The organism is Mycobacterium hippophais, from assembly GCF_027529605.1.
In the GTDB taxonomy this organism is placed as follows: Bacteria; Actinomycetota; Actinomycetes; order Mycobacteriales; family Mycobacteriaceae; genus Mycobacterium; species Mycobacterium arseniciresistens.
In genome coordinates, this window is the sequence record NZ_JAPZPY010000004.1 from 23,326 (window position 1) to 35,713 (window position 12,388).

The 12,388-nt window shown below is 69.9% G+C and carries 11 protein-coding genes; 3 read left to right on the forward strand and 8 right to left on the reverse strand.

The window, feature by feature from the left end; translation table 11 throughout:
- Position 1 precedes the first annotated feature (1 nt).
- From O6P37_RS11495 to O6P37_RS11510, 4 genes are all read right to left on the reverse strand, one after another.
- Positions 2-1,267: an acyl-CoA dehydrogenase family protein gene (locus tag O6P37_RS11495; RefSeq protein WP_269894199.1), complete on the reverse strand. Its 1,266-nt coding sequence runs from the start codon at positions 1,265-1,267 to the stop codon at positions 2-4.
- Positions 1,264-2,403, reverse strand: coding sequence for an acyl-CoA dehydrogenase family protein (locus O6P37_RS11500; protein ID WP_269894200.1), 1,140 nt, complete (start codon positions 2,401-2,403; stop codon positions 1,264-1,266). Before O6P37_RS11500 ends, O6P37_RS11495 begins: the two co-directional genes overlap by 4 nt.
- Positions 2,404-2,459: 56 nt before the next feature.
- On the reverse strand, positions 2,460-3,689 hold the full coding sequence (locus O6P37_RS11505; protein WP_269894201.1) for an amidohydrolase family protein: 1,230 nt from the start codon (positions 3,687-3,689) through the stop codon (positions 2,460-2,462).
- 99 nt (positions 3,690-3,788) lie between these two features.
- A complete protein-coding gene (locus tag O6P37_RS11510) occupies positions 3,789-4,418 on the reverse strand; it encodes a TetR/AcrR family transcriptional regulator (RefSeq protein WP_269894202.1) in 630 nt (209 codons plus the stop codon).
- 142 nt (positions 4,419-4,560) lie between these two features.
- Here O6P37_RS11510 and O6P37_RS11515 point away from each other — a divergent pair, with 142 nt between their 5' ends.
- The gene (locus O6P37_RS11515; RefSeq protein ID WP_269894203.1) at positions 4,561-5,451 is read left to right on the forward strand and encodes an acyl-CoA thioesterase; all 891 of its coding nucleotides are present in this window, start codon (positions 4,561-4,563) and stop codon (positions 5,449-5,451) included.
- 40 nt (positions 5,452-5,491) lie between these two features.
- Entirely contained in the window at positions 5,492-7,228 is a 1,737-nt protein-coding gene (locus O6P37_RS11520; protein ID WP_269894204.1) for a glycoside hydrolase family 3 protein, read from the forward strand.
- 13 nt (positions 7,229-7,241) lie between these two features.
- Here the strand turns inward: O6P37_RS11520 and O6P37_RS11525 are convergent, their stop codons facing one another.
- The 3 genes from O6P37_RS11525 to ypfJ are packed head-to-tail and all read right to left on the reverse strand — an operon-like array spanning position 7,242 to position 10,291.
- Complete coding sequence (locus O6P37_RS11525; RefSeq protein ID WP_269894205.1) at positions 7,242-7,778, reverse strand: DinB family protein; 537 nt, start codon at positions 7,776-7,778, stop codon at positions 7,242-7,244.
- Entirely contained in the window at positions 7,771-9,417 is a 1,647-nt protein-coding gene (locus tag O6P37_RS11530; protein WP_269894206.1) for a DUF885 domain-containing protein, read from the reverse strand. Before O6P37_RS11530 ends, O6P37_RS11525 begins: the two co-directional genes overlap by 8 nt.
- Complete coding sequence (ypfJ, locus tag O6P37_RS11535; protein WP_264010949.1) at positions 9,410-10,291, reverse strand: KPN_02809 family neutral zinc metallopeptidase; 882 nt, start codon at positions 10,289-10,291, stop codon at positions 9,410-9,412. Before ypfJ ends, O6P37_RS11530 begins: the two co-directional genes overlap by 8 nt.
- Between ypfJ and O6P37_RS11540 the strand changes: the two genes are divergently transcribed.
- Entirely contained in the window at positions 10,212-11,867 is a 1,656-nt protein-coding gene (locus tag O6P37_RS11540) for a carboxylesterase/lipase family protein (RefSeq protein WP_408633153.1), read from the forward strand. The two genes, ypfJ and O6P37_RS11540, sit on opposite strands and share 80 nt — an antisense overlap.
- Here the strand turns inward: O6P37_RS11540 and O6P37_RS11545 are convergent.
- Complete coding sequence (locus O6P37_RS11545) at positions 11,864-12,370, reverse strand: SRPBCC family protein (protein ID WP_269894208.1); 507 nt, start codon at positions 12,368-12,370, stop codon at positions 11,864-11,866. The genes O6P37_RS11540 and O6P37_RS11545 overlap by 4 nt on opposite strands.
- Between the last annotated feature and the right edge of the window lie 18 nt (positions 12,371-12,388).

The window sequence follows — 12,388 nt, forward strand, 5'->3', positions numbered from 1 at the left end:
GTCAGACCTTGTTGCGCTTGACGTCCTTGAACGGCACACCGCGGTCGGCGGCCTGTTCCCGGGGGAAGCCGAGCACCCGTTCGCCGATGATGTTGCGGGCGATCTCGGTGGTCCCGCCGCCCAGCGACGCGGTCTGCCGCGACAGGTAGCGGTCGCCGTAGCGGATCAGCCGGTCTCCCGCGTCGACCACGCCGGCCGCCCCGGAAAGCGCCACCGCCGTGTCGATCTCGAATTGGATCGACTCGGCGTGGGTGATCCGGATGATCGACCCGGCGGCCGGTGGCAGCGACCCGTCCAGCACACCGTGGTAGACGTGGTCGATCAGCTGCTCCTGCACCGCACGCCGCACCAGAGCCCGGCCGGCCATCTCGCGGGCGCGTTCGCTGTCGGCCTGGCCGGTCTCCGCCAGCAGTGCCCGGTAGTCGACCGGTTGATCGGTCACACCCTCCGGGCCGATGCCGCTGGCGAACTCAGAGCCACCGCCCACCGCCCGCCGCTCGTGGTAGAGCTGCCGGGAGGCCACCTCCCAGCCCTTGTTCACCTCGCCGACCACTGCGTCGTCGCCGAGTTCGAGGTTGTCGAAGAACTCCTCGCAGAACTCGTCGCCACCGTCGACCTGCTTGATGCGCCGCATCGTGATGCCCGGTGCGTCGAGCGGCACCATGAACATCGTCAGCCCTTCGTGTTTGGGCACGTTCCAGTCGGTGCGGGCCAGCAGCAGGCCGTAGTCGGCGGCGAAGGCGCTGGTGCTCCACGTCTTGGCGCCGTTGATCACCCAGGTGTCGCCCTTGCGGTCGGCCCGGGTGATCACCCCGGCGAGGTCTGATCCGCCGCTCGGTTCGGACAGCAGCTGCACCAGGATCTCGTCACCGCGGATGGCCGCGGCGATGTGCTCGCTCTTCTGCTCTTCGGTACCGGTGTCCAGGATCGTCGCCGCGCAGATGGTGAACGTCGGTGTGTTGAGGATGATCGGCAGCTCGTAGTCCTTGGACACCGCGTCGAACGCTCGCTGGTAGGCGATCGGGTAGCCCAGGCCGCCGTACTCGCGGGGAAAGCAGATGCCGGCGAATCCGCCTGCGTGCAGCTTCTTCTGGAGTTCCCGGGCCCGTAGCCACGGGGCCTCCTCGCCGCGGTCGGAGTCCGGCGGGTTCGCCGGGTCGATGCGGGGCATGTTCTCGGCGAGCCACGCCTTCGCCCTGGCCTTGAAGTCCTCGACGGACTCGCCTGCCGCCGGCGCCGCCTGATCCTGCGATGCGGTCTCGGTCATGACGCGGACTCCAGTTCCTCGGACAGCGCGTACACGCGCAGGTTGTGGTCTTCGGGCGTGCCGAGCATCGACCGGTACAGCGTGGCGCGGCGCAGGTACAGGTGCAGGTCGTGCTCCCAGGTGACGCCGATGCCGCCGTGCAGCTGGACGGCGTGCTGGATCATCGGTGCGGCGTGTTCTCCGACATAGGATTTCGCGACGCTGACGGCGAACGCCGCGCCTGGGGAGCGGTCCGCCACCGCCGTGACGGCGGCGCGGGTGGCGGCGCGGCAGGCCTCGAGCCAGATCTTCAGGTCCGCGAAGCGGTGCTTGAGCGCCTGGTAGGACGCCAGCGGGCGGCCGAAGGAATGCCGGTCGAAGGCCCACTGGATGGTGAAACCCACCACGGTGTCCAGGATTCCGACCACCTCGGCGCACTGCAGGATCTGGGCGACCTGAGCCTGCCGGTCGATCAGCGCTGCGGTGTCGGCGGTCGTCCCCACGACCGCCGACTCGTCGACGACGCCGTTGAACTCGACCCGCGCGTAGCGCTTCACCAGGTCGACCGAACGCTGCTCGGTGATCGAGACACCGGCGGCATCGGTCGGTACGAGGAACTGCCGCAGGTCGTCGCCGACGCGCGCCGTGACGAGCAACACCGCGCTCTGGGCGCCCGCCTCCACCCGGTCTTTGACCCCGTCGATGCGGTAACCGCCGTCGGCCGGCGTCGCGGTGACGCCGGCGTACAACGGATTCCAGGACCTACCGGGCTCGCAGACCGCCCACGACGCGACCGTCTCACCGGAGACCAGCGCCTCGATCAGCTCGGCGTGCCGTTCGGAGTCGGACGCGTCGACCAGCCCGGCGAGCACCGTGCTGACCGGATGCAGCGGTCCCGGGGCGACGGTACGGCCGATCTGTTCGGCGACCAGTGCGAGATCCTCGACGCCGTTGCCCGACACGCTTCCGCCGCCGAGCTCCTCGGGGACCAGCAGGCTGGTCCAGCCGAGTTCGGCCGCGCGCCGCCACCACCCCGGGTCGAAGGAGGCGCCGTCGGCGTGCAGTTCCCGGACCCGGGTCAGCGACGCCTCCTTCTCCAGGAAGGCCTGCGCGGTCGAGGCGAACAGCATCTGTTCTGGACTTGCCACTTCGGTCATGAGATCCGTTCAGCCTTCGCGCGGGGGTGGGAGGGTGGTGGTGCTCAGCGCACAGGTCAAGCGATGACGAGCGCGGGCACGTCGGGCTTGAACACCTTCTTGTTCGGCACCTTGAACAGGTCGACGAGGTTGCCGCCCATGACCTTCCGGATGCCCTCTTCGTCGAGGCCCATCTGCTCGAGGTCGCCGACCAGGTTGATCGGGTCGGCAAGGCCCTCGGGGTGCGGCCAGTCCGAGCCGAAGATCACCCGGTCGATGCCGATCAGGTCGGCCATCTCCTTGAAGTCGTCTTCCCAGAACGGGGCCACGTACACCCCGCGCCGGAACGCCTGGATCGGGTCCTCGGGGAACTCCTGCGGCATCTTCGAGTAGACGTCCTTGAACTGCTTGAACAGGTACGGCACCCACGACGCGCCGTTCTCGACCGAAAGGATGCGCAGATCGGGGTTGCGGGTCAGTGCGCCGTGGCAGACCAGCGCCGCCATGGTGTCCTCGATGGGCCGCTTGCCCATCGAGACCATGCGGAATGCGGTCGGCTTGAACGGCAGGTATTCGTCGGCGGGTTCCCAGTCGTTCAGGTACTCCGCGTAGCCGCTGTCGGAGGCGTGCATGCAGACCGGAATGCCGGCCTTGACGCAGGCGTCCCAGAACGGGTCGAACTCGGGCAGGCCCATCGACCGGGTGCCGCGGTAGCCGGGCACCGGCGCGGGGCGCACCAGGACGGTCTTGGCGCCGCGCTCCAGACACCACTCGAGTTCCTCGAGTGCCCGGTCGACGACGCTCAGGTTGATGACCGGCGTGGAGAAGATCCGGTCCTGGTAGTTGAACTGCCACGTCTCGTACATCCACTGGTTGAGCGCGTGGATGATGTCGAGGATCGCGTCCGGGTCGTCCTTGAGCCGCTCCTCGACCAGGCTGGCCAGGGTCGGGAACATGATCGTGTAGTCCAGGCCGAGGCCGTCGAGCACCTCGAGGCGGGCCTCGGGGTTGCGGAACGCGGGGATGGCCTTCATCGGCTTGCCCATGATCTCGCGGAAGCTCTTGCCGCCGCTGCCGTGCCGGAAGTACTCCTCCTGCGCGCCGGGCTTGGCGACCACCTCGAACGTGGGGTTCGGGATGTAGTCGCTGATGTGGTTGCGCACGACGATCTTGGTGCGGCCCTTGACGTCGATGTAGTCGATGACGCCCTTGCGCTTGTCCGGCAGGAACTGCGTCAGCGCTTCCTTCGGCTCGTAGAAGTGGTTGTCGGCGTCGAACACCGGATACGACAGATCGCGTGAGGGCATTTCCGCCTCCTGGAAGTCTTGTTGGCTGCAAGTGGTAATGAAATTACCACTTTCGTGCGGGTGACGAAACCGGCCTCAGGTGTAACGCCGTCGGGTGGCTCATCCGGGATGCGCGAGCAGGCTGCGAGAGCAGAAGTCGAAGATGTGTCCGCCCTCGATCGGTACGCCGTTCAGCTCGGCGCCCAGCACCCGTAACCGCATGGCGCCCAGCACGTTCTGCATGATCAGCGCCGCGGTGCTGTCGACGTCGACGTCGTCGCGGAACGTGCCATCGGCGATCCCGCGGCCGATGATGTCGCCGATCAGCCGGTGTAGGGGCGACAGCACGCGGGCGTAGTCCTGCGGCAGGCTCTCGGAGAGATGGTCGTTGTAGAACGTCAGGCCGCGGTTCACCCGATCCTGGGTGCTGCTCTCGGCCGGGGTGCAGATCCCGTCGATCAGCACGCGAAGGGCTTCGACACCGCCAAGGCCGTCGGTCTGTGCGCGCCACTGCTGTGTCGACTCGGCCATGATCCGCTCGATGAGCGCCAGCAGGAGTTCATCCTTGGTGGAGAAGTGCTGGTAGAACGACCGCAGTGAGGTCTTGGACCGCTCCACCACCTCCAGCACCGTGAAGTCGGTGCGGCCCGTCTCGCCCAGGATGGTCAGCGCCGACTTCATGAACCGCGCGGCGCGCGCTTCGGAATCGACCCGGCCCGGGGTCACCGCCCGGCCGTTCGCGTTCGCCATGGGAGCACCTTCCCGTCCGGCTGCAGCTGCGAGAATGACGTTACCGCTTTTGTAGAGGCTCGTGCGCCTTCCGGCTACTGTGTTCCTCGCAGAAGACCGCCGTGCACCGACGAGACACGATTTGAACGAGGGGTCAGGACCTATGACGACGGAATCGACGGACTCCGCGCAGGCGCAGTGGACGATCGGGATGCTGCTCGATCTGTTCGACGCCGAACCGGCCGGGGACAACCGCTTCACCGTGCAGACCGGCATCGCCGGAGTCGACGAACGCCAGGTGGTGGAGGGCACGCAGATCCTCGGCGCCGCGATCGTGGCTGCGGCGAAACGCTTCCCGGAGAAGTCGGTGCGTTCGGTGCACGCGGTCTTCGCCCGTGCCGTGCTCGTCGGTCCGCCGGTGGAGCTCGAGATCGACGTGGTGGCCGAAGGCCGGTCGACGGCGACCGCCGTGGTGTCGGCGTCGCAGAACGGCAAGAGCGCCATCACGGTGACGGTGTTCACCGACGTGCCGTCGGGCGACGTCATCCGCCACCACCTGCCGCGTCCGGAGGTGGCGGGCCCCGACGACGCGAACGAATCCTCGATGCCGATGACCGGCAGGCAGGTGCGGCTGGTCGACGTGGTGGACGTCAACAGCCCCGACGAGGTCGGCCCGCCCGAGCTCTACGCCTGGCTGCACTACGACCCGGTGCCCGACCGCGACGATCTGGCCAAGGCGCTCATCGCGTATTTCACCGGCCACCTGGGTATTTCGACGACCATGCGGGCCCACGAGGGCATCGGCACCGCGCAGGCGCACCTGACGGTGTCGACCGCGCCGATGACCGCCACCGTCAGCTTCCACGAGCCGGTGCGCTGGGACGGGTGGCTGCTCTACTCCCATGAGAGCACCCAGGTGGGCGCGGGCATGTCCTACGTCCGCGGGGCCGTGCACACCGAGGCGGGCGAACTGCTGGCCTCCTTCAGCCAGGACGCGTTGATCCGCCCGCTGCGGACCACCGACACCGGTATCGCGGAGCACTCCCGGCTGTAGCCGCTGGCAGCACTGCCGGACTTCCGGCACGCTGGATTCGGTGACCGACGGACCAGACCTCGAACGCCGCGTCGACGATCTGCTCGCCCGGCTGCCGATCGGCGAGAAGGTCGCGCTGATGTTCCACACCATGGCCGTCATCGGCGATCAGGGCGACGGCTTCGAGGGCCTGCCCCTGCCGTCCCTGCAGACGCTGCTCGACCTGGGGCTGACGCATCTCAACCTGCTGGGCCCCAGCCCGGACGGTCGCGAGTTCGCCGACTGGGCCAACGGTGTGCAACGCCGGGCGTTGCAGCGGCCGCATCCGATACCGGTGACGTTCTCGACCGACCCCCGGCACCACTTCACCGACAACCCGCTCGCCCAGATGATGGCCGGGGCGTACTCCCGTTGGCCGGAACCTCTCGGGCTGGCGGCGATCGGGTCGGCGGAGCGGGTGCGCGAGTTCGCCGACATCGCCCGGCAGGAGTACCTCGCGGTCGGGCTGCGCGTCGCGCTGCACCCGCAGATCGACCTGGCCACCGAGGCCCGCTGGCCGCGGATCAACGCGACGTTCGGCGAGGACGCCGACCTGACGTCACGGCTCGGCGCCGCGTATGTCGAAGGACTGCAGGGTGATTCGTTGAGCGTCGCGTCGGTGGCCGCGATGATCAAGCACTTCCCCGGCGGCGGGCCGCAGCGCGACGGCAACGACCCGCACTTCGCGTGGGGCCGGGAACAGGTCTACCCGGGCGGGGCGAGGGAGTACCACCTGCGGCCGTTCCGGTCCGCGCTGGCGGCCGGCGCGGCCGAGGTGATGCCCTACTACGGCATGCCGGTCGGAACCGACTGGGAGGAAGTCGGATTCGGATTCAACCGGTCGGTGATCACCGGTGTGCTGCGGGAGGAACTCGGGTTCGACGGTGTGGTGTGCACTGACTGGGGACTGATCACCGACAACCCCGGACTCGGGGACCTCGGCACGGCACGGGCGTGGGGCGTCGAGCACCTCGACCGGCACGAGCGGATGTTGAAGGTGCTCGATGCCGGCGTCGACCAGTTCGGCGGCGAGCACTGCACCGACGTCCTGCTCGACCTCGTCGCCGACGGCCGTGTCAGCGAGGCCCGCATCGACGAATCGGCGCGCCGGCTACTGCGGGTCAAGTTCGCGCTCGGCCTCTTCGACGAGCCGTTCGTCGATCCCGAACACGCCGCCGTCACAGTCGGGCGTGCCGACTTCGTCGCCGCCGGGCGCCGTGCGCAGCAGGACGCGCTGACCCTGCTCACCAACGGCACAGCGGCGAACCCGTTGCTGCCGTTGCCACCCGGCATCCGGCTCTATGCCCCAGAGTTGTCGCCCGACGACGTCGCGGGCCGCGCCACTCTGGTCGACGATCCGAAGCAGGCCGACGTCGCGCTGCTGCGGCTCGCCACGCCGTACGAGCCGGCCGCCCCAGGCATCGCGGCGATGTTCCACCACGGCTCACTGGAGTTCGCCGCCGAGGTGCTGCAGGAGGTCGGCGACGTGTGTGCCGCCGTGCCCACCATCATCGACGTCTATTTGGAGCGGCCCGCCGTGCTGACGCCGCTCGTGGATTCGGCGGGTGCGATCATCGCGAACTTCGGTGTCGCCGCCGACGCGCTGGTCGAGGTGCTGTTCGGTGAGTCGGCGCCCCGCGGATCACTGCCGTTCGACCTGCCGCGTTCCGACGCCGCGGTGGCGGCGAGCCGGTCGGACATCGCGTTCGACACCGCCGACCCGGTGTTCCGGTTCGGCCACGGCCTTCGCTATCGGTGAGCGGTGGCCGGCCTCAGCGTCCCGCGACGTCGACGTCGTACGCGTGGTGCACGACGTCGTGCAGATGGTAGACGGCGATGGAGGCGACGGTGAATTCGCTTCCGTTGCTGCGCAGTCCGCGGCGCGACCAGGCGTCCGGCGGGACCGCGGCGTACGTGTCGGCGACGGTGACAGCGGCGTCGAACAGTTCACCGGCCACCACGGCTGGGCTCTGCGCGGCGTAGTCGTCGTCGCGCGCGGTCTGGTCCTGATCCCAGTTCGGGAACAGCGGCTCGGTCTGGGTGAGCATCGCCTGCACGCGGGTGTGGAAGATCCGGTGGACGTCGCGCACGTGACAGCCGTACTCGAGGGTGGACCACACCGCGGGTCTGCGCCGGATCGCCGCGTCGGCCGCACCCAGCCGGCGCAGCCAGTCGTCGGCGTCCGAGCGGATGCGGTCGGCGACGTCGAGATGCGAGACGGCGCCGGCGTCGAACCCGCATTCCGGGCAGGGCTGCGACAGCACCCAGGTCCAGTCCTTGGTGTCGGGTTCGAGTCCGCCGTCAGTCATCGGCGAAGTCGCCTGACACCGCCGCGCTGAGCACGTCCAGCGGCAGACCGCCGAGATCGAGTGCGCGCCGGTGGAATTCCTTGAGGGCAACACCGCTGCCCAGCGTGGTGTCGCGCAGCTGCTGCCAGATCCGTTGACCTATCGCATACGACGGCGCCTGTCCGGGCCAGCCCAGATAGCGGTCGAGTTCGAAGCGCAGGTTCTCCTCGGCCATCGCGCTGTGGGACTGCAGGAAGTTCCACGCCCGCTCGGCGTCCCAGGTACCGCCGTCGGGTGCGGTCATCCCGCAGTGCACACCGATGTCGATGACGACGCGGGCGGCGCGGAACCGTTGCGCGTCGAGCATGCCCATCCGGTTGCCGTCGTCGTCGAGCCAGCCGAGTTCGGCCATCAGCCGCTCGGCGTAGAGGGCCCACCCCTCGCCATGACCCGAGACCCAGCAGCCCAGCCTGCGCCAGCGGTTGAGCCTGTCGGCCAGCACCACCGCGCGACCGATCTGCAGGTGATGCCCCGGCACGCCCTCGTGGAAGACGGTCGTCGTCTCCTGCCAGGTGTGGAACACGTCCACCCCATGCGGGACGGACCACCACATCCGGCCCGGCCGGCTCAGGTCCTCCGAGGGCCCGGTGTAGTAGATGCCACCGGTGTGCGTCGGTGCGATCCGGCACTCCAGGTTGCGCAGCGCCGGGTCGATCTCGAAATGGGTGCCCGCCAGCGACTCGACCGCCCGGTCGGAGAGGTCCTGCATCCACGCCTGCAGCGCGTCGGTGCCGTGCACCACGTACCGCGGCTCGTGTTCGAGCTGCCGGAGCGCGCCGGCGACCGACGACCCGGGGTAGAGCCGGTCGGCGATCGACTTCTGTTCGGCCACAATGTCGTCGAGCAGCGCAAGGCCCCACTCGTAGGTCTCGTCGAAGTCGACGGCCGCGCCAAGGAAGGACCGCGACCAGAGCCGGTACCGGTCGCGGCCGACCGCGTCCTCCTGGTGGGCCTGCGGGGCGATGTCGTCGCCGAGCACCCTGGCCAGCTCGTGGTAGGCGTTCGCGGCGTTCGCGGCCGCCTGCTGCAGGTCCTCGTGCAGCGCGGCGCTCTGCGGCGCCGCGCCCGCGACCATGTCGACCAGCAGGTGCTGGATCCCCGCGGCCTGTTCGATGCCCCGCGCCACCTGGCGCACCGCCGGCGCGCGGCCGCTCTCGGCGGCGGTGCGCAGGGCCTGCGCGTAACCGGCCACCCGGTCGGGCAGCCGGGCGAGGCGCCGGGCGATCAGTACCCAGTCGTCCTCGGTGTCGGTGGCCATCAGGTCGAACACGTCGCGCATGGACTGCAGCGGCGAGGCGATCACGTTGAGCTCGCCGAGGTCGAGCCCGGCGTCGTTCAGGTCGATCAGCACGCCGAGGCGCTCCCGCATGGCGGCAACGGTCACCCGGTCGGTCTCGTCGACCGGTGTCGCCCCGTCGAGCTCGCGCAGCGCGGCGCGGGCCGCCTCGGCGCGGGCGGTCACGCCGTCGGGGGAGTAGTCGGTGATGTCGTCGTCGTGCCCGACTATGCCCATTTCCGTTGCGGCGCAGGGATCGAGCGCCGCGACGGTGTCCAGGTAGCGTTCCGCGACGGTGTCGACGGCCGTGGCCGCCCTACCCAAGGTCGGTGGCGGCGAAGGTGTCGCAGGACGCCGGATCGCCGGTCCGGTAGCCCTCGGTGAACCACTTCTGCCGCTGCTCGGACGAACCGTGCGTCCACGCCTCGGGGTTGACCCGGCCGGTGGCGGCCTCCTGGATGCGGTCGTCGCCGACGGCCGACGCGGCGGACAGCGCGTCGGCGATGTCCTTGTCGGTCAGCGGCTGCAGGTACGTCACATCGGTGCCCGGCTGCTTGGTGATCGCGGCGTAGTGCGCCCACACGCCGGCGTAGCAGTCGGCCTGCAGTTCGGTGCGCACTCCGCCGCCCGTCGGGCCCTCGGGATCCTGCTGGGCGCGCACCAGCGAACCCTGCAGCTGCTGTACATGGTGGCCGAACTCGTGGGCGACGACGTATTCCTGCGCCAACGGTCCACCGCTGGAACCGAACTGGTCTTTCAGCACGTCGAAGAACCCGACGTCGAAGTACGCCGTCTGATCGCCGGGGCAGTAGAACGGGCCGACCTCGCTGGACGCGGCTCCGCAGGCGGTGTTGACCTGGCCGGTGAACAGCTTCACGCGCGGCCGGGTGTAGTCCGGCAGCAGCTGCGGCCAGATGCCGTCGAGGGAGTTGGCGGTCGCGATCACCCGGCACTCGGCGATGCGGTTGGCGTCGGCGCCGGTGCGGCACTGGCTCGTGTCGAAGCCCTCCGCCTCGGCACCGGGTGCGCCCTGCTCCGGCATCACCGTGCTCGGGTCAACGCCGAGGAACAGCGCGACGACGAGCACGATCAGGCCGAGCCCACCGCCACCGACCGCGATGCCGCGGCCCGGGCCGCGACCCCCTCCGCCGGTGGATGTGGTGCTCGTGTCGATCTGCATACCTTCGTTGAAGGTCATCGCACACCCCATCTGTACTGGCCGTGACGCTCGGCGATACGCCGCGTTCAGCTTGCCACACTACGATTCAGGCGTGTCCGTCGTCGCCGAAGTGCCCACCGTCGCGCACACGACGCTCGGCCGGCTGCGCGGCTCCACCGAGGGTGGCGTCGCCGTGTGGCGCGGGATCGAGTATGCCCGCCAGCCGGTCGGCGAGCGCAGGTTCACCGCGCCGCTGCCGCCGCGGCCGTGGACCGGGGTGCGCGACGCGGTGGAGCACGGACCGCTGCCGCCGCAGGGCCGGTCATTCGTCGGCGGCGGCCGCGACGACCCGAAGATCCGCGACGAGGCGTGCCTGACCCTGACGGTGTGGTCCCCGGCCTCGCTCCCCGGGGCCGCGCTGCCGGTGATGGTTTGGATCCCGGGCGGCGCGTTCGTCTACGGCGCCGGCCAGCTTCAGCTCTACAACGGGTCGCGGCTGGCCGCCAACGGCAACGTCGTCGTGGTGAACGTGACCTACCGGCTGGGCGTATTCGGGGGCTTCGAGCTGGGCGACCTGGGCCACGGCTTCGACGACAATCTGTGCCTGCGCGACCAGATTGCCGCGCTGCGCTGGGTCCGTGACAACATCGCCGCGTTCGGGGGCGACCCGGACCACGTGACGGTGTTCGGCGAATCCGCGGGTGCGACGTCGGTGCTCGCCCTGCTGGCCAGCCCGGCCGCCCGCGGGTTGTTCAGCCGTGCGATCGCGCAGAGCCCGGCACTGCCGCTCATCGCCGACCGGGAGATCAGGGCGCGCCGGTCCGAGCGGTTCCTGCAGCTGGTCGGCACCGGCCCGGCTTCGCTGAAGACCCTGCCGCAGCGGCAGTTACGCCGCGCGGCCGGTCAGCTGCAGCTGGAGAGCGCGGCCGAGAGCCCGACTCTCGCCTACGGGCTCACCCACGGTGTCGACCTGCTGCCGCAGCACCCGATCGACGCGGCCCGGGCCGGCGCCGTCGCCCCGGTGCCCTTGATCATCGGCACGAACAGCCACGAGGCGTCGATGTTCGCCTGGGGCAAGCCGCCGATGCTGCCCACGACGGTGGCCGGCGTCGAGGCCTACCTGCGCCGGCGGCCGCCGGAGGTGCGCGACCGGCTGCTGGCCGCATACCCGGAGTTCCCCCGCCGCCGCGCACTGATCGCCTTCGGCTCCGACGTCATGTTCGGCGCGCCGACGTGGGCGTTCGCCGACGCCTACAGCGCGCATGCGCCCACCTACGTCTACCGCTTCGACCACACCACCTGGACGCTGCGGGCACTGGGCCTCGGCGCCACGCACGGCAGCGAGATCGTGCACATCCAGCACAGCTACGCCTCCTACCTGGGCCGCAAGATCCATCCGCTGGGCAGGCGGGTGCAGCCGGCGGTGGGGCGGCGGATGCAGAGCACCTGGCTGGACTTCGCCACCCGCGGCTGGGCGCCGGGGCAGGTGTGGCGCGAGGACTGGCCGCGCTACGACGCCGAGCAGCGCCGCACGCGGGTGATCCGGTCCACCCGCGACGTGTCGGTCGACGACCCCGACGAGGTCCGCCGCAACGCCTGGGACGGGATGTACTAGGCGGCGGTCGGATACCGCTCGTCGGTGTAGCGGCGCAGGTTGTGCAGGAAGCGCTGGAACAGCCAACCCATGACGGGCTTGCCGAGCGTCATGCCCACCCGCGCCGCGACACCGTTCGGCTTCATGGCCATCACCCAGGTGAGGTGGCTGCCGGTGGGCGTCGGGACAACGCGGTAGTCCTCGGCGAACGCGGCGATGCTGCGGGTCGAGGCCTCGTTGAAGCGGAACGCCATATGACTGAACGGCGTCCAGGCCAGGAATTCCTCGTCGCCGACGATGCCGCCCTGCATCTCCACCCGACGGGTGGTGCCCACGGCGCGCGGTTCGGGGCTGGTCCACGTCACCTTGGTGATCACCGTCGCCCACTGCGGCCACGACGTCTCGTCGGCGAGCACCTCGAACACCTGCTCCGGGGTGATCGCGAGATCCACGGTGCTGACGAAGCGGTACGGCGCCGTGTCGACGAACGTGAGGGGGACGCGCTCGCAGGGGAACATGGGCATACACCCTAGGGCACGGTG

Excerpts from the sequence above, each read along its gene's own strand:
- O6P37_RS11495 (WP_269894199.1), bottom strand. The coding sequence starts at position 1,267 with ATGACCGAGACCGCATCGCAGGATCAGGCGGCGCCGGCGGCAGGCGAG.
- O6P37_RS11525 (WP_269894205.1), bottom strand. The coding sequence starts at position 7,778 with ATGACTGACGGCGGACTCGAACCCGACACCAAGGACTGGACCTGGGTG.
- ypfJ (WP_264010949.1), bottom strand. The coding sequence starts at position 10,291 with ATGACCTTCAACGAAGGTATGCAGATCGACACGAGCACCACATCCACC.
- O6P37_RS11515 (WP_269894203.1), top strand. The coding sequence starts at position 4,561 with ATGACGACGGAATCGACGGACTCCGCGCAGGCGCAGTGGACGATCGGG.
- O6P37_RS11510 (WP_269894202.1), bottom strand. The coding sequence starts at position 4,418 with ATGGCGAACGCGAACGGCCGGGCGGTGACCCCGGGCCGGGTCGATTCC.
- O6P37_RS11545 (WP_269894208.1), bottom strand. The coding sequence starts at position 12,370 with ATGCCCATGTTCCCCTGCGAGCGCGTCCCCCTCACGTTCGTCGACACG.
- O6P37_RS11505 (WP_269894201.1), bottom strand. The coding sequence starts at position 3,689 with ATGCCCTCACGCGATCTGTCGTATCCGGTGTTCGACGCCGACAACCAC.
- O6P37_RS11500 (WP_269894200.1), bottom strand. The coding sequence starts at position 2,403 with ATGACCGAAGTGGCAAGTCCAGAACAGATGCTGTTCGCCTCGACCGCG.
- O6P37_RS11540 (WP_408633153.1), top strand. The coding sequence starts at position 10,212 with ATGCCGCGGCCCGGGCCGCGACCCCCTCCGCCGGTGGATGTGGTGCTC.